Here is a 19,134-nt window from a genome sequence, read left to right as displayed (position 1 = left end):
CAACCGCAGGAGGCTTACCATGCCGCAGATTGGTCAATTCACCGCCGAAAAATCGGGCTTCGTCGGGCGCGTCCATACGCTCACGCTCTACCGCGACCTCACCATCGTTCCGGCCGAACCTTCGGAGGCCGAGAACGCGCCCGACTACCGCGTCCATCACGGCGCAGAAGACGGACCGGAGATCGGCGCGGGCTGGAAACGCACCGGCGAGAAGGCAGGCAGCTATGTCTCGCTGCTCATCGACGATCCCACTTTGCCGCAGCCGATCCGCGCCAATCTGTTCCGCAATGGCGACGATGAATCCTCATGGTCGCTGCACTGGAACCGCCCGGCTAAGCGCGCCGAGCGGGACTGAAGACGATGCGCCATCCCGTCAGGATCGCATTCAAAGCCGCCATCCCTTGGTTCGCGGAAAAGCCCTCTCATCCCTTCGTCCCGCTCGACGATCAGACGGCCGGCGCGCGCAGCGAAGGTCAAGGGCGGCCAACGGCCGGCGCTTGTCGCGCACCCTTGACCGCAGCGAGCACGCTGGCAGGCTGGGCTCGAAGCGGAGACAGCGCGGTCTCGCGCTATGCCGTTCTCCTGCTCGCCGGCGTTCTGGCCGTCGGCGCCTTGCCGGGCGCTGCGCCGGCCCAGGCGCGGCCGATCGAGCGTCCGGCGACGGCCGATGCCTATGCCGCTCCGATCGCGGAAGCGGCGCAGCGCTTCCGCATTCCGGCGGCCTGGATCAGGGCTGTCCTGCGCGCCGAGAGCGCGGGCGATGTGCGCGCGATCTCCTCGGCCGGCGCGATGGGCTTGATGCAGATCATGCCCGACACCTGGGCGAGGCTGCGCCTCCGTTATCGCCTCGGCAATGACCCCTATGACCCGCGCGACAACATTCTCGCGGGCGCCGCCTATCTGCGCGAGATGTTCGACCGCTACGGCGATGTCAGCGCGATGCTCGCCGCCTACAATGCCGGTCCCGGCCGCTACGACGGCCATCGCACGACCGGCCGGCCATTGCCTGCCGAGACCCGCGCCTATGTCGCCCAGCTTGCGCCGCTGATCGGCGGCGGCGAAGTCACCGCTCCGGTGGTCGTCGCTGCTGCCGACCCGCAGTCCTGGAGCCGTGCGCCGCTGTTCGTGGCGCGACCGGAGCGCACGCCGAGCGCTGATCCTGTGCCGCCCGGCGAGCACGTCGCCAAGATCTCGGCTGCACCATCGGTGCGCGACGTCTCTGCGATCACGCCGCAACCCGGCGGCCTTTTCGTTTCCCGCGTCAGCCCCGGAGAACCGCGATGAGGACCAAGGTCCAGTGGCTGAACGTGGTCGTTCCATTGTGCAGGTCGGCAGTGTGGGGTCAGGACCGAAGATCGGCAGGAGGGGCAGAACGGGCAGAGAGGCGGGAGGGCAAGATTAAAGCGGACGGCACCCCATGGGGCCGATCTGCCGGGCAAGCCCTTGTCTGCACACTGTTGGGGGTGGCACCCTCGAATGGAGGGCATGGTGCCGCCATCCGGCGGAACGCCAGCCTTTGCAAGGCTCTCGGCGGCACTCTAGCCGGAAATCCCACTCATCGGCAGGATCCGCGCCGATGAGCGACGACGAGAACCACTTCCGCCCACGGCCAGGCCGCATTCGATCGGATGCGCGCGGCGGCGCCAAGACCAAGAGCTTCTTCACCAAGGTCAAGAAGATCGCCCGCCAGCATGGCGGATCGCCATCGCGCGGGGCGCGTGCCGCTGCCACGGGCCGCGCCGCCAAGGATGGATCACGATCGGCATTGGCGAGCGGCCGGGGCGTGAAGCGCGGCCGCGGCGCGGCCTTCGTGCGCGCCCGCAACCTCTCGGATGGCTGGAGCCATCGCCAGCCCGGCAGCCGCCGCGTCATCGTCAAATCGCGCTCCGTCCGCGCCGCCGGCAAGAACGGCCGCGCGGCCGCCCATCTGCGCTACATTCAGCGCGACGGAACCTCGCGCGACGGCGAGCGCGGCCAGCTCTACTCGGCGACCGCGGATCGCGCCGACGGCGATGCCTTCCTCGATCGCGGCAAGGATGACCGCCACCAGTTCCGCTTGATCGTCTCGCCCGAGGATGCGGCCGACCTTGCGGACCTGACCGGCTACACGCGCGACCTGATGAGCCAGGTCGAAGCCGACCTCGGCACGAAGCTCGATTGGATCGCGGTCAATCACCTCAACACCGGCCATCCCCATGTCCATGTTATCGTCAACGGCCGCGACGAGCTGGGCGAGGATCTGGTCATCAACGGCGACTATATCGCCCACGGCGTCCGCGAACGCGCCAGCGCGCTCGTGACGCTCGAACTCGGTCCCGTCACCGAGATCGAGCAGCAGAGCAAGCTCTCCGCCGAAATCGGTCAGGACCGCTTCACCCGCATCGACCGCGCCATGATCGCAGAGGCGCGCCACGGCCTGGTCGATCTTCGTCCCGAGCCCGGCGATCCGCGCGGCATCGCCAGCCGGGCGCTTCGTCTGGCCCGGCTTGGCAAGCTGGAAAAGATGGGGCTTGCCACCGAGCATGCGCCGGGCGTCTGGGAGTTGAGTGACCGACTTGAGCCCACCCTGCGCGAGCTGGGCGAGCGCGGAGACATCATCCGCACCATGCAGAAGGTGCTTCGGGCGGAGGGACAGGAGCGCGATCCGGCCAGCTTCCAGATTCATGACGGCGCGGCAGGCGCGCCGATTGTCGGCCGCGTCATCGACAAGCATCTCGCCGACGAACTGGGCGAGAACATCACCCTGGTTGTCGACGGGATCGATGGCCGCGCGCACCATGTCTCCGGCTTCGATGCGGGTCGCGTCGAGGATGCGCGTATCGGCAGCATCGTTGAGATCGGTCCGGCCGATATGGCGGCCCGGCCTTCGGATCGCGCCATTGCCGTTATGACCAAGGACGGCGTCTATCAGCCGAGCCGCCATCTGGAGCAGGCCCGGTTCGACGGCCGCGTGCCCGGTGGCGACTACGAAGGCTTCGTCGATGCCCATGTCCGCCGGCTGGAGGCGTTGCGCCGCGCCGGCATCGTCGAGCGCATCGACGCCGACCGCTGGCGCATCCCCGAGGATTTCGAGAGCCGGGCAGCCGCCCATGACGCCGGCCGCAGTGTCCGCGTCAATATCCGCGTCCTCTCGGCCTTCGATCTGGAAAGCCAGATCGGGGCGGACGGCGCCACCTGGCTCGACCGCCGGCTGATCGCAGGCGAGGCGTCCGATCTGGCGCCGGCTGGCTTCGGACAGGCCGTCGCCCAGGCGATGGACCGCCGCCGCGAACATCTGATCGACCAGGGTGATGCCACCCGCCAGCCGACCGGCCGGGTGTTCTATCGCCGCAATCTGCTTGCCACGCTGCGCGAGCGTGAGGTCGCGCGCGCCGGCGCCGAGCTGGCGGTGTCAAAGCCCATGCCGTTCCGCGCCTCCGGAGACGGCGAGACCGTGAGCGGCACATTCACCGGCACCGTCCAGCTCGCGAGCGGCAGATTTGCCATCGTCGAGAAGAGCCATGAGTTCACCCTAGTCCCCTGGCGGCCGGTCATCGAGCGCCAGCGCGGCCGCGAGGTTATCGGCGTGGTCCAGGGCGGATCGGTATCCTGGCAGCTCGGGAAACAGCGGGAACTCGGGCTATGACCGCCATAATGCCCGACAATGTCATGACAAAGGAGGCCGAACATGCTATATAGTCGATCAGGAGGCGTCACCATGGCCAATGCAACCCGATCCGAGAAACTCGACCTGCGGCTGACGCCGGAGGCCAAGCGCGTGCTGAACGCCGCGGCCCAAGCCGAGCGACGGTCGGTCAGCGAGTTCGTGCTGGAAAGCGCGCTCATCCGTGCCCAAGAGACCTTGCCGGACCGCCAGCATTTCGGGCTGGACGCGGAGCGCTGGCAAGCCTTCCTCGCCGCGCTCGATGCACCGCCCCGTCCGTTGCCGAGGCTGAAGCGGCTCCTGAACGAGCCCGGCCTGTTCGAGCATCCCGGCGAATAGCCCCGTGGCGCTCCGTATCGAGAAGCTGCGGCGCGAGCATCGCGTCGAGGGGTTCGATTGCGGCAAGTAGCCGCTCAACCGCTTCCTGATCCGCTTCGCCCTGCAAAGCCAGCTTTCCAACAGCGCGCAGACCTATCTCGCCCTCTCGGACGATGAGGTGGTCGGCTATTACACCCTGACCTATGGCGACGTGGCCTATGACGATGCGCCCGGGCGGTTGAAGAAGGGCGTCGCCCGTCATCCGGTTCCCCTGATGATCCTCGCACGCCTCGCGGTGGCCAGCGCCTGGTCAGGCAAGGGGATCGGCTCCGGCCTGCTCAAGGATGCGCTCGGCCGCACGCTCGCCGCCGCCGAAATCGCGGGCCTGCGCGCTTTTGCCGTCCATGCCAAGGATGAGGAGGCGCGAGCCTTCTACGAACATTTCGATTTCATCGCGTCGCCCAGCGATCCGATGCACCTGTTTGTGCTCCTCAAGGACGTTCGCGCCCTGATCGGCCGCTAGCGGAGGGGTTGGGATTTTCGCCCGCCGGTTCGTTTGGGGGCCTCTGCGGTCGATTCGATCTCTTTCAGGATTTCGGCAGCCGAAACGCCCAGCGCCGCAGCAATATCGACGAACTCGATGACATCAATCCGTCGCTCATCGTTCTCATATTTGGCGACAAAGGATTGCGGCCTGCCGAGCGCTGCGGCAATTTCGGCCTGGGTCATACCTTTCGCCTTGCGTGCTTCGACGAGCAGGGACAGGAGACGCTGCTGTCGGGATGTGCGCAAGGACTTCTGCATTCGGAACGGCGCTCCATTGATGAAGGGAGGCCATTTCGGTAATCCTGATATGGGATTATCCCAGTTCAGGATTTTTGGTGCTGTTGGCCCTGAAGGGAGGGCGTTCGATGCGCGTCAGACCCAAGCTTGATCCCGATGTCGATGACGAGGCCCCGAGCGGCCCCGAGATCACGACTTATGACGAAGAGCATTATGTGACCTATCTGCGTTTGCTGGATGCGCAGACGGACGGAGCGGACTGGTCCGAGGTGGCGCGGATCGTGCTGCACCGCGATCCGGTCGCCGAGGAAGACCGCACAAGGGCCTGCTGGGAAAGCCATCTCGCCCGCGCGCAATGGATGACCAAGCAGGGCTACCGCCGCATTCTCCAGCAGGCCGTCGCGGAGGCGACGCAAGAGGCTCAGGGCAAGACACGGCACTAAGCGAACCATCCGATTTCTACGCCATGGTATCCGGCGGCACGCCGATATGTCTTTTCTGTTGAGTCTCGCGAAAACGCCTATTCTCTGATCGGCTCCATCTCTTTTGCCGATTGGAGCCTGTATGCGTGGAGGCCGAATACTCTGGGGTCAGATCGCCGTTGTCCTGACCGTTGTGCTGTTGACGACATGGGCGGCGACGCAATGGACCGCATGGCGGCTCGGCTTTCAGGCGCAGCTTGGCGCCCCATGGTTCAAACTGGCGGGCTGGCCGGTCTATTCTCCACCGGCTTTTTTCTGGTGGTGGTTTTCGTTCGACGCCTATGCGCCATCCATCTTCCTGGAGGGAGCGGCGATCGCCGTATCCGGCAGCTTCATCGCCATCGCCGTCGCCATCTTCATGTCGCTCATCCGGGCGCGCGAGGCGCGCAATGTGGCGACCTACGGCTCCGCCCGCTGGGCCGACGACCGGGAAATCCGCGCCGTCGGCCTGCTTGGTCCCGATGGCGTCGTGCTCGGCCGGCACATCCAGGATTATCTGCGCCATGACGGCCCCGAACATGTGCTGTGCTTCGCCCCGACGCGGAGTGGCAAGGGTGTCGGGCTCGTTGTGCCGACGCTGCTTACCTGGCCGGGAAGCTGCATCGTCCACGACATCAAGGGCGAGAACTGGACCCTGACCGCCGGCTTCCGCGCCAAGCATGGCCGCGTGCTGCTGTTCGATCCGACCAATGCACAATCGTCCGCCTACAATCCGTTGCTGGAAGTCCGGCGCGGCGAATGGGAGGTGCGCGACGTCCAGAACATCGCCGACATCCTGGTCGATCCCGAAGGCAGCCTCGACAAGCGCAACCATTGGGAGAAGACAAGCCACAGCCTGCTGGTCGGCGCGATCCTGCACGTCCTCTATGCCGAGCCCGACAAGACGCTGGCGGGCGTCGCCAACTTCCTCTCCGATCCGCGCCGGCCAGTCGAAGCGACGCTGCGCGCGATGATGTCGGCGCCGCATCTGGGCGAAGCGGGCGTCCATCCCGTCGTTGCTTCCGCCGCGCGCGAGCTGCTCAACAAATCAGAGAACGAGCGATCCGGCGTGCTGTCGACCGCCATGAGCTTCCTTGGCCTCTATCGCGATCCGGTCGTGGCGAAGGTGACGGCGCGCTGCGACTGGCGCATCGCCGATCTGGTCGGGGACCGGCGGCCGGTCACCCTCTACCTCGTCGTGCCGCCGTCCGACATCAACCGCACCAAGCCCCTGATCCGCCTGATCCTCAACCAGATCGGCCGGCGGCTCACCGAGGAATTGAAGGCGTCGAACAAACGCCATCGCCTGCTGCTCATGCTCGACGAGTTTCCCGCGCTCGGCCGATTGGACTTTTTTGAGTCCGCCTTGGCCTTCATGGCCGGCTACGGTCTCAAGAGTTTCCTGATCGCGCAGAGCCTCAACCAGATCGAGCGCGCCTATGGGTCGAACAATTCGATCCTCGACAATTGCCATGTGCGCGTCGCCTTCGCCGCCAATGACGAGCGCACCGCCAAGCGTGTGTCGGATTCGCTCGGCACCGCGACGGAGCTGCGCGATTCCACTAACTATGCCGGCCATCGGCTGGCGCCGTGGCTCGGGCACCTCATGGTGTCGCGCCAGGAGACGGCGCGGCCGCTCCTGACGCCCGGCGAGATCATGCAGCTTCCGCCCAGCGACGAGATCGTCATGGTGGCGGGCACGCCGCCGATCCGGGCGAAGAAGGCGCGCTATTTCGAGGATGCGCGCTTCAAGGAGCGCATCCTGCCGCCGCCCGATCTTATCGCGCCGCGAGCCGCAGCGACGATGACGGATGAATGGTCGGCGCGTGTGATCGCGCCATCGGCCGCAGCGGCGGCAACCACAACAAGCGACGGCGCCGATGGCGATCCGGCCAATGCCGGCATCCGCCGCGAGCCGGAATTGCCCGAGCATGAAGAGATCGTCCCGGCCGCGCGGCCGCCCGAGCAGGAGTTTGATCTTTTGGACGATGAGCCCGACGTGGACGCCGCCAAGGCGCGAGCGCTGCGCCAGCGTATTCGCATCGTCGCCCGGCAGGCGACGATGGACCCGGCCGACGGCATCGAATTGTAGGAGATGCCGGTGCAGGCCAAGACCCGCATGAACGTCTATTTCGACCCCGGCCTACTGAAGCAGGTCGAGGCGCTGGCGCTCCGGCGCAATGTCTCCAAATCCGCGGTGATCGAAGCAGCCGTCGCGTCCTTCCTCTCGGCCGACGCCTCCGAACGGCTCGAGGCCGTGTTCGCACGCCGCATGGACAAGCTCGGCCGCCAGATCGATGGGCTCGACGAGGATATCGCCATCCTGGGCGAGACCGTCTCGCTGTTCATCCGCTTTTGGCTCACTATCACGCCGCCATTGCCCGAAAGCGCGCAAGCCTCGGCGCGCGCGAAAGGAACGGAACGCTTCGAAGGCTTCATGCAATCGCTCGGTCGGCGATTGGCGACCGGCGACAGGTTCCTGAAAGAGCTTTCGCGCGATGTCGACTCGCTGCGCGACGGCGCAGACCATGCGCTCTTCAAGACAAACGGCGATCCAGGCTGAATATTCAACTCCGCCGATTGCCGCCTTTTCTTCGCCATGGCCGCACGCATCGAGATACTTGTTGAACCGACCCGATTTCCGGCTCTTTTAATCATCCCCGTCAGGGGACTGCATGCCGCGTCCCCGCCAGCACGGGGACAAGATGACGACCACGCACCAGCAATCCGAGGCGATCCAGCGGGGCGCGCGCATGCTGCGCACGGCGTTCGGACCTGCCATCGCTGGCTTCCTGGAAGACCCGTCCATTGTCGAAGTGATGCTGAATCCCGACGGGCGGCTCTGGATCGACCGTCTCTCCAGCGGGCTTGAGGATACCGGCCGTAAGCTGCCGGCAGCCGACGGCGAGCGCATCGTCCGCCTGGTCGCCCATCACGTCGGTGCCGAAGTCCATGCCGGCGCGCCGCGTGTCTCCGCCGAACTCCCCGAGACCGGGGAAAGGTTCGAGGGTCTTCTTCCGCCTGTGGTCGCGGCTCCAGCCTTCGCGATCCGCAAGCCCGCCGTCGCAGTGTTCACCCTCGACGACTATGTCGCAGCGGGCATCATGTCGACAGCGCAGGCCGAGACGTTACGCGAAGGCGTCGCTGCGCGCGCGAACATTCTGGTCGCCGGCGGTACGTCCACCGGCAAGACCACGCTGACCAACGCATTGCTCGCAGAGGTCGCGAAGACCGACGATCGCGTCGTCATCATCGAAGATACGCGCGAACTGCAATGCGCCGCGCCGAACCTCGTGGCGATGCGCACGAAAGACGGCGTCGCCTCTCTCTCCGATCTCGTTCGCTCTTCGCTGCGTCTTCGCCCCGATCGTATTCCGATCGGCGAGGTGCGCGGCGCCGAAGCCCTGGAACTGCTCAAGGCCTGGGGCACCGGCCATCCCGGCGGCGTCGGCACGATCCATGCCGGCAGCGCGATCGGTGCGCTGCGCCGAATGGAACAGCTCATCCAGGAGGCCGTCGTCACCGTCCCGCGCGCGCTGATCGCCGAGACGATCGACATCGTTGCCGTCCTCTCCGGCCGCGGCTCGGCGCGCCGGCTCTCCGAGCTCGCACGCGTCAAGGGCCTCGGCCTCGATGGCGATTACCGCGTCGCGCCGGCCGTCATCGAGGGCACCGGCGGCCCGACCTCGCTCACCCCAAGCCCTGAAGGAGAACGCCTGTGATCCAACGCCTGCGCTCAATGTGCCGGACTCAAGTCCGCCGCCGTCTCGCCATGACCGTGTCCGTCGCCACGCTGTCTGTGATGATGGCCGCGCCCGCCCATGCCTCCGGCTCGTCAATGCCGTGGGAGCAGCCGCTGCAACAGATCCTGCAGTCGATCGAAGGCCCGGTCGCCAAGATCATCGCGGTGATCATCATTATCGTCACCGGCCTGACGCTCGCCTTCGGCGACACATCAGGCGGCTTCCGCCGGCTGATCCAGATCGTCTTCGGCCTGTCGATCGCCTTCGCGGCGTCGAGCTTCTTCCTGTCGTTCTTCTCGTTCGGCGGCGGAGCGCTCGTCTGATGACGGGCGGTGTCGAACAGGGCGGCGATGTCCCAGGCTACACGGCTCCCGTTCACCGGGCGCTGACCGAGCCGATCCTGCTCGGCGGCGCGCCGCGCGCCATCGCCATCATGAACGGGACGCTCGCTGGCGCCGTTGGCCTCGGCCTTCGCCTCTGGTTGGTCGGCATCGCCATCTGGGCGATCGGCCATGTCGCGGCGGTGTGGGCCGCGAAGCGCGATCCGCTCTTCGTCGACGTGGTGCGCCGCCATCTGCGCGTCCCCGCGCACCTCTCGGTCTGACGGGGAGCGCGCCGATGATGAACCTCGCCGAATATCGTAACCGCAACAGCCGGCTCGCTGACTTCCTGCCCTGGGTCGCGCTGGTTGGCGCCGGCATCGTCCTCAACAAGGACGGCAGCTTTCAGCGCACCGCGCGGTTTCGCGGCCCCGACCTCGACAGCGCCGTCCCGGCCGAGCTGGTCGCCGTCGCCGGCCGCCTCAACAACGCCTTCCGTCGCCTCGGCTCCGGCTGGGCGATCTTCGTCGAAGCCCAACGCCACCCTTCGAACCTCTATCCCGACAGCCGCTTTCCCGACGCTGCCTCCGCGCTGGTCGATGCCGAGCGCAGGGCGGATTTCGAGGAGGCCGGCGCGCATTTCGAGTCGAGCTATTTCCTGACCTTCACCTATCTGCCGCCGGCGGAAGACGCCGCGCGCGCCGAATCCTGGCTCTATGAGGGACGGGAGAAGTCGGGCCTCGACCCCAACGAGGTGATCACCGGCTTTGCCGATCGCACCGATCGCATTCTGCGCTTGGTCGAAGCCTTCATGCCGGAATGCCGCTGGCTCGATGACGCGGAGACGCTCACCTATCTCCACGGCTGCGTCTCGACCAAACGGCACCGTGTCCGCGTGCCCGAGACGCCGATCTATCTCGACGCGCTTCTCGCCGACCAGCCGCTGACCGGCGGGCTCGAACCGCGCCTTGGCGCCTCGCATCTGCGCATCCTCACCGTCACAGGCTTTCCAACGGCGACGACGCCAGGCCTGCTCGACGAGCTGAACCGTCTCGCATTTCCGTATCGCTGGTCGACGCGCGCGATCCTGCTCGACAAGACCGACGCGACCAAGCTGCTGACCAAGATCCGGCGGCAATGGTTCGCCAAGCGCAAGTCGATCGCCGCGATCCTCAAGGAGGTGATGACCAACGAGGCATCCGTCCTCGTGGACACCGATGCCGCGAACAAGGCGGCTGATGCCGATCTCGCGCTCCAGGAACTCGGCGCTGACTATGCCGGCATGGCCTATATCACCGCGACGGTGACGGTGTGTGATGACGATCCGCGCATAGCCGACGAGAAGTTGCGGCTAGTCGAGAAGGTCATCCAGGGCCGCGACTTCACCGCGATGGCCGAGACCATCAACGCGGTGGACGCCTGGCTCGGATCACTGCCCGGCCACGTCTATGCGAACGTCCGCCAACCTCCGATCTCCACGCTCAATCTCGCCCACATGATCCCGCTGTCTGCGGTGTGGGCGGGCGAGGTGCGGGACGAGCATTTTGCAGCGCCCCCACTGCTCTTCGGCAAGACCGAAGGCTCGACCCCGTTCCGGCTTTCGCTTCATGTCGGCGACGTCGGCCACACGCTGATCGTCGGCCCGACCGGCGCAGGCAAGTCCGTGCTGCTGGCGCTGATGGCGCTCCAGTTCCGACGCTATGCCCGCGCCCAGGTCTTCGCCTTCGACTTCGGCGGCTCGATCCGGGCGGCGGCGCTCGGCATGGGCGGCGACTGGCACGATCTTGGTGGCGATCTCAGCGATGGCGCCGTCGACAGCGTCAGCCTTCAACCGCTCGCCCGCATTCACGACGTGCCCGAGCGCGCCTGGGCGGGTGACTGGATCGTGTCGATCCTGACTCGCGAGGGTGTCGCGATCACGCCCGAGGCGAAGGAGCACATCTGGACGGCGCTGACCTCGTTGGCGTCGGCGCCCATAGAGGAACGTACCATCACCGGCCTGGTCGTGCTGCTCCAGTCGAATGATCTCAAGCAGGCGCTCCGGCCCTATTGCGTCGGCGGTCCCTACGGCCGGTTGCTCGACGCCGAGCGCGAGCATCTCGGATCGGCCTTTGTTCAGGCGTTCGAGACCGAAGGGTTGATCGGCACCGACGCGGCGCCCGCGGTCCTTTCCTATCTCTTCCATCGCATCGAAGACCGGCTCGACGGCTCGCCGACCCTCCTCATCATCGATGAGGGCTGGCTGGCGCTGGACGATGACGGCTTCGCCGGCCAGCTCCGTGAGTGGCTGAAGACGCTGCGCAAGAAAAACGCCAGCGTCATCTTCGCCACGCAAAGCCTGTCGGACATCGACGGCTCGGCGATCGCGCCCGCCATCATCGAGAGCTGCCAGACCCGGCTTCTGCTGCCGAATGAGCGCGCGATCGAGCCGCAGATCACCGCGATCTACCGGCGCTTCGGCCTCAATGACCGCCAGATCGAGATCATCGCGCGGGCAATGCCGAAGCGCGACTATTACTGCCAGTCCCGTCGCGGCAATCGGCTGTTCGAACTCGGCTTGTCCGATGTGGCGCTCGCGCTCTGCGCCGCGTCGTCGAAGACCGACCAGGCGGCCATCGCCCGCATCGTCGCCGAACATGGACGCGACGGCTTCCTCGCCGCCTGGCTCGATCACCGTGAGGTCGGCTGGGCGGCTGACCTCATCCCCACGCTCATCAACAAGGAGACGTCCCAATGAAACTGCGCAATTCCCGCGCAGCGCGGTTCGCTGCCGCGCTGCTGATCGCTCCCGTCGCGCTCACGCCGATGCTGGCGACGCCAGCTCACGCGATCATCGTGTTCGATCCCTCGAACTATGCACAAAATGTGCTGACGGCAGCGCGATCGCTCCAGCAGATCACCAACCAGATCACCTCACTTCAGAACGAAGCGCAGATGCTGATCAACCAGGCGCGCAACCTTGCGAGCCTGCCGTACTCATCGCTCCAACAGCTTCAGCAGTCGGTTCAGCGGACGCAACAGCTCCTCCAGCAGGCCCAGAACATCGCCTATGACGTCCAGCAGATCGACCGGGCGTTCCAGCAGAAATACGGCAACGTCTCGATGTCGGCGACGGATCAGCAGCTCATCACCGATGCTCGCTCGCGCTGGCAGAACACGGTCGGCGGCCTGCAGGATGCCATGCGCGTGCAGGCCGGCGTCGTCGGCAACATCGACACCAACCGCGCCCAGATGTCGGCGCTGGTCGGCCAGAGCCAGGGCGCAACCGGCGCGCTTCAGGCGACGCAGGCCGGCAACCAGCTTCTCGCGCTTCAGGCCCAGCAGCTCGCCGATCTCACTGCCGTCGTCGCGGCCAACGGTCGGGCACAGGCATTGCAGTCGGCCGAGCAGGCCACCGCTGCCGAACAGGGTCGCGAGCAACGCCGACGCTTCCTGACGCCGGGCTCAGGCTACCAGCCCGGCAATGCGCGCATGTTCCCGAGCAGCGGCAACTGAGGCTGGCGTGATGGACGGCAAGACCCTCGCGCGCGTCGGCGCCATCGTCTTCGTCGCGGTCGCCATCACGGCGACCGCGATCGAGATGAACCGCAAGGACGTTTCGCCGGACGCCCTCGCGACGCAGGGCCGTCCCGTCGCCGCACAAGATCCTCTCGCCGCCGAATTGCTTCGCTGTTCCGAGATCGGCGAGGCTGGCACGAGCGATCCCGGCTGCCTGAAAGCATGGGCCGAGAACCGTCGCCGCTTCCTCGGGCAACCAGCCCAGACATCCTTACCGACACCGGTTGCGCCGACGACGTTGTTTCGGAGTGCGCCGGCGGATCTGGCTGATCCCGCCCGGCCGGAGATCCGCTGACATGGGCGGCACCGGCGTCATCGACCATTTCCTCGAGGTCTTCACACGCTACATCGACGGCGGATTCGGGCTGCTCGGCGGCGAGGTGGGCTTCATCGCCACCACGCTCATCGTCATCGACGTGACGCTCGCCGCGCTCTTCTGGTCGTGGGGCGCCGACGACGACATCATGGCGCGCCTCGTCAAGAAGACCCTCTTCGTCGGCGTCTTCGCCTACCTGATCTCCAACTGGAACAATCTCGCCCGTATCATCTTCGAGAGCTTCGCGGGTCTCGGCCTGAAAGCGTCGGGCACCGGCTTTGCCGTCAGCGATCTCATGCGCCCGGGCAAGGTGGCACAGACCGGCCTCGATGCCGGCCGCCCGCTGCTCGACTCCATCTCCAACCTGATGGGCTACTGGTCGTTCTTCGAGAACTTCATCCAGATCGCCTGCATGTTTTTCGCATGGGCGCTGGTGCTGCTGGCGTTCTTCATCCTCGCGATCCAGCTCTTTGTCACCCTGATCGAGTTCAAGCTGACGACGCTGGCCGGCTTCGTCCTCATTCCCTTCGGCCTGTTCGGCAAATCCGCCTTCATGGCCGAGCGCGTGCTGGGCAACGTCATCTCCTCCGGCATCAAGGTGCTGGTGCTCGCTGTCATCATCGGCATCGGATCGACGCTCTTTTCCGAATTTACCTCCGGGTTCGGAGGCAACACGCCATCAATCGACGACGCCATGGCGATCGTGCTCGCCGCGCTTTCGCTGCTCGGTCTCGGCATTTTCGGCCCCGGCATCGCCAACGGCCTGATTTCGGGTGGTCCGCAGCTCGGCGCCGGCGCGGCCATTGGCACTGGTCTTGCCGCCGGCGGCATGGTCGCCGCAGGTGCGGCCGCCGCCGGCGCAGTCGCCTCGGGTGGCGCTGCGCTAGCTGGCGGTGCTGCCGCCGCGGCTCGTGGAGGCGCAGCCCTCGCGGGCGGCGCCTCCACCGCCTACAGCCTCGGCGCGGCCGGACAATCGGGCGCATCGGGCGTCGCCTCTGGCCTGGGCAATGTTGCGAGCACCGGCGCGAGGGCGGCCGTCTCACCGTTGAAGCGCGCGGCCGGCCGCGCCGCCGACAGCCTGAAGCAGAGCTATCAGGCCGGTGGCCAGGCCGCGACGGAGATCGCCACGGGCGCACCCGGGGCAACGACGGCAACCGCTGCAGAGACCGCATCTCCGGGAGCCGCATCTTCCACCAGCGACGGCCCGCCAGCCTGGGCGAAGCGCATGAAACGCTCCCAGCAAATGTCCCACGGCGCCTCCGCGGCCGCCCACGCCGTGCGCAGCGGCGACAGCCATGGCGGCGGCTCCTCCGTCAACCTCTCCGAAAGCGACTGACAATGTTCAAACGACCATCCACCCACTACGGCAAATCCCCTCAGCCCGAGACGCCTTATCAGCGCGCCGCGCAGGTCTGGGACGACCGGATCGGCTCAGCCCGCGTCCAGGCTCGCAACTGGCGCTACATGGCCTTCGGCTCATTGGTACTCGCGGCCGGTCTTTCGGCGGCGCTGGTCTGGCAGTCCGCCAATGGCTCGATTGTGCCCTGGGTGGTGCAGGTCGATCGGCTCGGCCAGGCGCAGGCCGTCGCGCCGGCGACCGCCGACTATCAGCCGAACGATCCGCAGATCGCCTTCTATCTCGCGCGCTTCATCGAGCAGGTCCGCTCGATCCCGTCCGACGCCATCATCGTGCGGCAGAACTGGCTGCGCGCCTACGACTTCACGACCCAGGGCGGCGCGCTGGCGCTCAATGACTATGCGCGCGCCAACGACCCCTTCACCAAGGTCGGCAAGCAGCAAATCGCGATCGAGGTATCGTCGGTCATCCGCGCCTCGCCGTCGAGCTTCCGCATCGCTTGGATCGAGCGCCGCTATCAGGACGGCTCGCTGGCTTCCACCGAGCGCTGGTCCGCCATCCTCACCGTCGTTGTGCAGCCCCCGCGCGATGCCGACACGCTGCGGAAGAATCCCCTCGGAATCTACATCAACGCCATCAACTGGTCGAAGGAGCTTGGACAATGACACCAGCACTCCGCAAAGCCGCCCCCTGGAGTGCGGGGCGTCCGGCTTTCCTCAGCCGCGCCATGCCGGGTTTCCGTAAATCCGGCTTGCCGCTTCTCCTACTTTGCACATCGGCGCTCGCCGGCTGCGCCACCCATACGCCACCGCCCGAAATTTCCTATGACGATGCCGCGCCCGCCGTCATCGCCGCCGATCCGCCGAAACCCGTGCAGGTCGTAGAGTTGCCGAAACCGCTCCCGCTGCCCGGTCAGTTGAAGCCAGTCGGCAAGGACGGGAAGCCCGAGCCGGAGCCGGTCGATCCCGCCGCGCGCGTCAATCAGGCCAACGCCGCCGCACGCGTCCAACCCGTCCGCAACGGCTTCATCAACTCGATGCAGGTCTATCCCTTCGTCGATGGCGCGCTCTATCAGGTCTATGCCTCGCCGGGGCAGATCACCGACATCGCGCTTCAGCCCGGCGAGCAGCTCGTCGGCTCCGGTCCCGTCGCCGCCGGCGACACCGTGCGCTGGATCATCGGCGACACCGAGAGCGGCGTGGGCACCGCCAAGCAGATCCATATCCTCGTGAAGCCAACCCGCGCCGAGCTGATGACCAATCTCGTCATCAACACCGACAGGCGCACCTATCACATGGAGCTGCGCGCGACGCCCGCGACCTACATGGCGTCGGTGTCCTGGCAATATCCACAGGACCAGCTCATCGCGCTGCGCCGCCAGAACCAGCAGGCGGAGGCCGCGCAGCCGGTGTCGGGCGGCATTGATCTCGCCCGTGTCAATTTCCGCTACGAAGTGACAGGCGATCGTGCGCCATGGCGACCGCTACGCGCCTTCGATGACGGTCGCCAAGTGTTCATCGAATTTCCGCGCGGCATCGGTCAGGGCGAGATGCCACCGCTGTTCGTTGTCGGGCCGGAGGGCGACACATCCGAACTGGTGAACTACCGGGTACGCGGAAACTACATGATCGTCGACCGGCTGTTCGCCGCCGCCGAGCTGCGGTTCGGTGCGGGCAAAGACCAGAAGCGCGTCCGCATCTCCCGCACCGACGGGAGGCCGGCATCGTGAGCGACGAACGCGATCCCGAAAAGGAAGAAGGTCGGGCGCCGGGTTCGACGCCCCAGCCTCAGCCGGCCGACGATGATGACACCCGGCCGCTCACCGGCGAGCCGGCTGTGACGATGCGCCTGCGCGCCGAGCCGCCGCGTGTGACCCGCCTGTCCCGCAAGGTGCTGGCCGGTCTCGGTCTCGCTGCCAGCCTCGGTGTTGGCGGCGCGCTGATCTATGCGCTTCAGACCCGTCACCAGGGCCAGGGACAGGAACTGTATTCGACCGACAATCGCTCGACCCCGGACGGGCTCGCTGGCTTGCCGAAGGATTATTCCGGCGTCCCAAAGCTCGGCCCGCCGCTCCCCGGCGATCTCGGCCGCCCGATCCTGAATGCGCAGAATGGCGCTACAGTCCCGCCGATCAGCGCGCCAGCATCAGGCCCGGTGGGACCGACCCCCGAGGAGCAGCGCCGGGCGCAGGAGCTGGAGGCGGCGCGGACCGCACGGTTGTTCGCCTCGACCGAGACTCGGCCCGCCAGTGCTGGGGCCTTGGCACAGCCCACCGCGACCGCCACGCCGCCGGCCGATCTCGCCAGCCTCGGCCTCGCGCCGCAGCCAGCGACGCCATCCGCGCAGGATCGCCAGCTCGCCTTCCTCAACCAGGCGCCCGACAAGCGCACTGTCGCGCCGGATCGGGTGGCCGCGCCGGCGTCGAAGAACGTCCTGCAGGCCGGCGCCGTCATCGCCGCCGCGCTCATCACCGGCATCCGCTCCGATCTTCCCGGCCAGATCACCGCGCAGGTGACGGAAAACGTCTATGACAGTCCGACGGGCAAGATATTGCTTGTGCCCCAGGGCACGCGCGTCATCGGTCAATATGACAGCGGCGTCGGCTTCGGTCAGCGGCGCATACTCCTCGTCTGGAACCGGCTGATCTTCCCCAATGGCCGCTCCATCGTTCTGGAGCGTCAGCCTGGCGCCGACGGCGAGGGATACGCCGGCCTCGAGGATGGTGTCGATTATCATTGGGGCGAACTGTTCAAGGCCGCCGCGCTCTCCACCATCTTGAGCGTCGGCGCGCAGGCCGGTTCATCGGGCCAGGAGAGCGACATCGTTCGCGCTCTACGACGCGGGGCTTCGGACAGCATCAACCAGACGGGTCAGCAGATCGTTCAGCGCCAGCTCAACATCGCGCCGACCCTGACCATCCGGCCGGGCTTCCCGGTCCGCGTCATCGTCACGCGCGATCTCGTTCTCGAATCCTACGGAGGCTGACATGGCAAAATTGAAGCTTGGGCCGATCGTGGATGAGAAACCTGTAAAGGCGGCGGTGGAACTGCCTGCTTCTCTTCATCGGGATCTCACGGCCTATGCGGAAGCACTCGCCCGTGAGACTGGCCAGCCTGTCACAGACCCCATGAAGCTGATCGTGCCGATGCTGGAGCGATTCATCACGTCCGACCGGGGATTTGCAAAGGCGCGCCGCGCTTCGCGCTAGATCGTGGCCCGACTCCGGGCGAGATCCAGTAGGCCGCGAAGCGCTTTGCTGGAATTGTGCGGCGACCAAATGGCGCTGAACCTTAGCGGCTCCGGTTCGTCGCGCAGCGGCAAGAAAGTGACGCCAGGAAAGGCGGCTTGCGCTGTTGCTTCGCTGCAAAGGGTTATTCCGTAATCGCCCGCCACCATCGAGAGGAGCAAGCAGCGGTCGACGTTGCAGCGTTGCACGCGCGGTTGCAGGCCACGTTCTTCAAAGCGGCGCAAGACATGATCATGCACCTGTGGTCCGGTTCCGTTGTAGCGCACCAGAAATAAATCATCCTTCAGGTCGCACCAATGCAGCGCGTCGCCGCTGGCGCGGAGATCGCGTGTCGACACCGCGATGAACAGGGGTTCCGTCCAAAGCGCCCGGCAGTGGCAATCCGGGACGTCGGTGATCGCAGCGACGAATGCAACGTCCAGGCTGCCTTCGCGCACCCGCAGGATCGCGTCCTTGGCACGTCCGTCGAATAGCTCCAGTTCAACGCCCGGCCACTGCTGACGGTAACAATGGAGAAGATCGGCCAGGAATCCGGCGGCGATCGTCGTCGGCACGGCGAGCCGCACGCGGCCGAGTTCGCCGGTGCCAATCATCCCGGCTGTCTTCACCGCATAGGCAAGCTGGTCTATTCCATCGGCGACCTGCGCCAGAAAGAAGCGTCCAGCTTCGGTCGGCTGGACGCCACGATGCCGTCGCTCGAACAGACGGACGCCGAGCGTCTCTTCCAATGCACGGATGCGCTCGCTCACCGACGACTGGCTGACGCCGAGCGCGGTGGCCGCATGCCGGAAGTTCAAATGCTCGCCGACGGCGACAGCCTGGATCAACGAGGCGAGCGGGATGCGTGTGCCCAGAAGGCGGCACTGCCGGCAGTGCAGGGCGTCGGCTTCCTCCGACCACTTGCAGGGGCGACGCCTCACCATCGTGCTCCCAATGCGGCAGTGCGGTCACAATGGCGTCGGCATCGTTGGCGCCGCGGGCAAGGTTCGGTCCGTCCCAGCGCCCGTCGAGCAGGCAGGGCAGCACCAGCCGTCGCGTCGCCAGCGGCGGACATCCGACGATGCCGGCGGCCGTGGACGGCCTGCGCTGCGTCATCAGCACCTCTTGTCGGACTCACACCGGCGGCTACGGTCACCGAGCAACGGATAAAATCGATGGCGTGATCTCCGTCAGAACCGGTAGCGCAGGCTGGCGCCGAGCTAACGAGCAAGGCAAGCGCGCGGTGCAGGGACGGTTCGATGAGACGGTCCTGCAGTCTGGAACGATCGGTTGCGATCATGGAAGACCGATATTGTCTTCACTGTTCTCAGTCCGCTCTTTAGCGATCGGCCGCTCCAGTCTTTGTTCAGCCCCGTCTTCACCAGCATGCACGCTCCAAAGAATCAAAT

General features: G+C 66.4%; 21 protein-coding genes. 19 read left to right on the top strand and 2 right to left on the bottom strand.

Annotated features, from left to right (window positions below):
• The first annotated feature begins 19 nt into the window (after positions 1 to 19).
• The 5 genes from ACFPN9_RS25855 (at position 20) to ACFPN9_RS25835 (ending at position 4,484) form a co-directional block, all read left to right on the top strand.
• Entirely contained in the window at positions 20 to 355 is a 336-nt protein-coding gene (locus tag ACFPN9_RS25855; RefSeq protein ID WP_024925066.1) for a DUF736 domain-containing protein, read from the top strand.
• Between the two features lie 5 nt (positions 356 to 360).
• Positions 361 to 1,284, top strand: a complete 924-nt coding sequence (locus ACFPN9_RS25850) for a lytic transglycosylase domain-containing protein (protein WP_024925067.1) — start codon at positions 361 to 363, stop codon at positions 1,282 to 1,284.
• A 133-nt stretch (positions 1,285 to 1,417) separates the two neighbouring features.
• The gene (locus tag ACFPN9_RS25845; RefSeq protein WP_377817870.1) at positions 1,418 to 3,625 is read left to right on the top strand and encodes a relaxase/mobilization nuclease domain-containing protein; all 2,208 of its coding nucleotides are present in this window, start codon (positions 1,418 to 1,420) and stop codon (positions 3,623 to 3,625) included.
• 72 nt (positions 3,626 to 3,697) lie between these two features.
• Positions 3,698 to 3,982, top strand: a complete 285-nt coding sequence (locus tag ACFPN9_RS25840) for a type II toxin-antitoxin system TacA family antitoxin (RefSeq protein ID WP_024925069.1) — start codon at positions 3,698 to 3,700, stop codon at positions 3,980 to 3,982.
• Positions 3,983 to 4,067: 85 nt separating this feature from the next.
• Positions 4,068 to 4,484 carry a GNAT family N-acetyltransferase gene (locus ACFPN9_RS25835; RefSeq protein ID WP_377817875.1) on the top strand — a complete coding sequence of 139 codons (417 nt, stop codon included), beginning with the start codon at positions 4,068 to 4,070 and terminating at the stop codon, positions 4,482 to 4,484.
• Here the strand turns inward: ACFPN9_RS25835 and ACFPN9_RS25830 are convergent.
• Positions 4,481 to 4,765, bottom strand: coding sequence for a helix-turn-helix domain-containing protein (locus ACFPN9_RS25830; RefSeq protein ID WP_024925071.1), 285 nt, complete (start codon positions 4,763 to 4,765; stop codon positions 4,481 to 4,483). The genes ACFPN9_RS25835 and ACFPN9_RS25830 overlap by 4 nt on opposite strands.
• 107 nt (positions 4,766 to 4,872) lie before the next feature.
• Between ACFPN9_RS25830 and ACFPN9_RS25825 the strand changes: the two genes are divergently transcribed.
• From ACFPN9_RS25825 to ACFPN9_RS25760, 14 genes are all read left to right on the top strand, one after another.
• Positions 4,873 to 5,187 carry a DNA -binding domain-containing protein gene (locus ACFPN9_RS25825; protein ID WP_024925072.1) on the top strand — a complete coding sequence of 105 codons (315 nt, stop codon included), beginning with the start codon at positions 4,873 to 4,875 and terminating at the stop codon, positions 5,185 to 5,187.
• A 121-nt stretch (positions 5,188 to 5,308) separates the two neighbouring features.
• Positions 5,309 to 7,297: a conjugal transfer protein TraG gene (locus ACFPN9_RS25820; RefSeq protein ID WP_024925073.1), complete on the top strand. Its 1,989-nt coding sequence runs from the start codon at positions 5,309 to 5,311 to the stop codon at positions 7,295 to 7,297.
• 9 nt (positions 7,298 to 7,306) lie between these two features.
• Entirely contained in the window at positions 7,307 to 7,768 is a 462-nt protein-coding gene (locus ACFPN9_RS25815) for a ribbon-helix-helix domain-containing protein (protein WP_024925074.1), read from the top strand.
• Between the two features lie 142 nt (positions 7,769 to 7,910).
• Positions 7,911 to 8,927 carry a P-type conjugative transfer ATPase TrbB gene (trbB, locus tag ACFPN9_RS25810; protein WP_024925075.1) on the top strand — a complete coding sequence of 339 codons (1,017 nt, stop codon included), beginning with the start codon at positions 7,911 to 7,913 and terminating at the stop codon, positions 8,925 to 8,927.
• 50 nt (positions 8,928 to 8,977) lie between these two features.
• Positions 8,978 to 9,271 carry a TrbC/VirB2 family type IV secretion system protein gene (locus tag ACFPN9_RS25805; RefSeq protein WP_377799202.1) on the top strand — a complete coding sequence of 98 codons (294 nt, stop codon included), beginning with the start codon at positions 8,978 to 8,980 and terminating at the stop codon, positions 9,269 to 9,271.
• The gene (locus ACFPN9_RS25800; RefSeq protein ID WP_024925077.1) at positions 9,271 to 9,552 is read left to right on the top strand and encodes a VirB3 family type IV secretion system protein; all 282 of its coding nucleotides are present in this window, start codon (positions 9,271 to 9,273) and stop codon (positions 9,550 to 9,552) included. Before ACFPN9_RS25805 ends, ACFPN9_RS25800 begins: the two co-directional genes overlap by 1 nt.
• A 14-nt stretch (positions 9,553 to 9,566) precedes the next feature.
• Entirely contained in the window at positions 9,567 to 12,005 is a 2,439-nt protein-coding gene (gene trbE / locus ACFPN9_RS25795; protein ID WP_024925078.1) for a conjugal transfer protein TrbE, read from the top strand.
• Positions 12,002 to 12,763 (top strand): P-type conjugative transfer protein TrbJ, encoded by a 762-nt coding sequence (trbJ, locus tag ACFPN9_RS25790; protein WP_024925079.1) that lies wholly within the window; start codon positions 12,002 to 12,004, stop codon positions 12,761 to 12,763. Before trbE ends, trbJ begins: the two co-directional genes overlap by 4 nt.
• A 10-nt stretch (positions 12,764 to 12,773) precedes the next feature.
• Complete coding sequence (trbK-alt, locus tag ACFPN9_RS25785) at positions 12,774 to 13,121, top strand: putative entry exclusion protein TrbK-alt (protein ID WP_024925080.1); 348 nt, start codon at positions 12,774 to 12,776, stop codon at positions 13,119 to 13,121.
• 1 nt (position 13,122) lies between these two features.
• Positions 13,123 to 14,478 (top strand): P-type conjugative transfer protein TrbL, encoded by a 1,356-nt coding sequence (gene trbL / locus ACFPN9_RS25780; protein WP_024925081.1) that lies wholly within the window; start codon positions 13,123 to 13,125, stop codon positions 14,476 to 14,478.
• Positions 14,479 to 14,480: 2 nt separating this feature from the next.
• Complete coding sequence (trbF, locus tag ACFPN9_RS25775; protein WP_024925082.1) at positions 14,481 to 15,164, top strand: conjugal transfer protein TrbF; 684 nt, start codon at positions 14,481 to 14,483, stop codon at positions 15,162 to 15,164.
• Entirely contained in the window at positions 15,161 to 16,228 is a 1,068-nt protein-coding gene (trbG, locus tag ACFPN9_RS25770; RefSeq protein ID WP_024925083.1) for a P-type conjugative transfer protein TrbG, read from the top strand. Before trbF ends, trbG begins: the two co-directional genes overlap by 4 nt.
• Entirely contained in the window at positions 16,225 to 17,484 is a 1,260-nt protein-coding gene (locus ACFPN9_RS25765) for a TraB/TrbI/VirB10 family type IV secretion system protein (protein ID WP_137900807.1), read from the top strand. Before trbG ends, ACFPN9_RS25765 begins: the two co-directional genes overlap by 4 nt.
• Before the next feature lies 1 nt (position 17,485).
• Positions 17,486 to 17,707 (top strand): DUF2274 domain-containing protein, encoded by a 222-nt coding sequence (locus tag ACFPN9_RS25760; RefSeq protein WP_024925085.1) that lies wholly within the window; start codon positions 17,486 to 17,488, stop codon positions 17,705 to 17,707.
• On the opposite strand, the gene ACFPN9_RS25755 is transcribed toward ACFPN9_RS25760, so the two are convergent.
• The gene (locus ACFPN9_RS25755; protein WP_024925086.1) at positions 17,704 to 18,669 is read right to left on the bottom strand and encodes a LysR family transcriptional regulator; all 966 of its coding nucleotides are present in this window, start codon (positions 18,667 to 18,669) and stop codon (positions 17,704 to 17,706) included. The two genes, ACFPN9_RS25760 and ACFPN9_RS25755, sit on opposite strands and share 4 nt — an antisense overlap.
• Positions 18,670 to 19,134: the final 465 nt, after the last annotated feature.

Origin of the sequence: Allobosea massiliensis (genome assembly GCF_042655245.1) — a bacterium.
GTDB classification, from domain to species: domain Bacteria; phylum Pseudomonadota; class Alphaproteobacteria; order Rhizobiales; family Beijerinckiaceae; genus Allobosea; species Allobosea massiliensis.
This window is presented reverse-complemented; position numbering and strand designations above follow the sequence as displayed.

What these genes read in the sequence shown, in the direction of transcription:
- ACFPN9_RS25760 (WP_024925085.1), top strand. Translation starts at nt 17,486, where the DNA reads ATGGCAAAATTGAAGCTTGGGCCGATCGTGGATGAGAAACCTGTAAAG.
- ACFPN9_RS25755 (WP_024925086.1), bottom strand. Translation starts at nt 18,669, where the DNA reads ATGGTGAGGCGTCGCCCCTGCAAGTGGTCGGAGGAAGCCGACGCCCTG.
- trbG (WP_024925083.1), top strand. Translation starts at nt 15,161, where the DNA reads ATGACACCAGCACTCCGCAAAGCCGCCCCCTGGAGTGCGGGGCGTCCG.
- ACFPN9_RS25845 (WP_377817870.1), top strand. Translation starts at nt 1,418, where the DNA reads ATGGGGCCGATCTGCCGGGCAAGCCCTTGTCTGCACACTGTTGGGGGT.
- ACFPN9_RS25830 (WP_024925071.1), bottom strand. Translation starts at nt 4,765, where the DNA reads ATGCAGAAGTCCTTGCGCACATCCCGACAGCAGCGTCTCCTGTCCCTG.
- trbF (WP_024925082.1), top strand. Translation starts at nt 14,481, where the DNA reads ATGTTCAAACGACCATCCACCCACTACGGCAAATCCCCTCAGCCCGAG.
- trbL (WP_024925081.1), top strand. Translation starts at nt 13,123, where the DNA reads ATGGGCGGCACCGGCGTCATCGACCATTTCCTCGAGGTCTTCACACGC.
- ACFPN9_RS25850 (WP_024925067.1), top strand. Translation starts at nt 361, where the DNA reads ATGCGCCATCCCGTCAGGATCGCATTCAAAGCCGCCATCCCTTGGTTC.
- ACFPN9_RS25800 (WP_024925077.1), top strand. Translation starts at nt 9,271, where the DNA reads ATGACGGGCGGTGTCGAACAGGGCGGCGATGTCCCAGGCTACACGGCT.
- ACFPN9_RS25820 (WP_024925073.1), top strand. Translation starts at nt 5,309, where the DNA reads ATGCGTGGAGGCCGAATACTCTGGGGTCAGATCGCCGTTGTCCTGACC.
- ACFPN9_RS25805 (WP_377799202.1), top strand. Translation starts at nt 8,978, where the DNA reads ATGACCGTGTCCGTCGCCACGCTGTCTGTGATGATGGCCGCGCCCGCC.
- trbK-alt (WP_024925080.1), top strand. Translation starts at nt 12,774, where the DNA reads ATGGACGGCAAGACCCTCGCGCGCGTCGGCGCCATCGTCTTCGTCGCG.
- ACFPN9_RS25825 (WP_024925072.1), top strand. Translation starts at nt 4,873, where the DNA reads ATGCGCGTCAGACCCAAGCTTGATCCCGATGTCGATGACGAGGCCCCG.
- trbE (WP_024925078.1), top strand. Translation starts at nt 9,567, where the DNA reads ATGATGAACCTCGCCGAATATCGTAACCGCAACAGCCGGCTCGCTGAC.
- trbJ (WP_024925079.1), top strand. Translation starts at nt 12,002, where the DNA reads ATGAAACTGCGCAATTCCCGCGCAGCGCGGTTCGCTGCCGCGCTGCTG.
- trbB (WP_024925075.1), top strand. Translation starts at nt 7,911, where the DNA reads ATGACGACCACGCACCAGCAATCCGAGGCGATCCAGCGGGGCGCGCGC.
- ACFPN9_RS25840 (WP_024925069.1), top strand. Translation starts at nt 3,698, where the DNA reads ATGGCCAATGCAACCCGATCCGAGAAACTCGACCTGCGGCTGACGCCG.
- ACFPN9_RS25855 (WP_024925066.1), top strand. Translation starts at nt 20, where the DNA reads ATGCCGCAGATTGGTCAATTCACCGCCGAAAAATCGGGCTTCGTCGGG.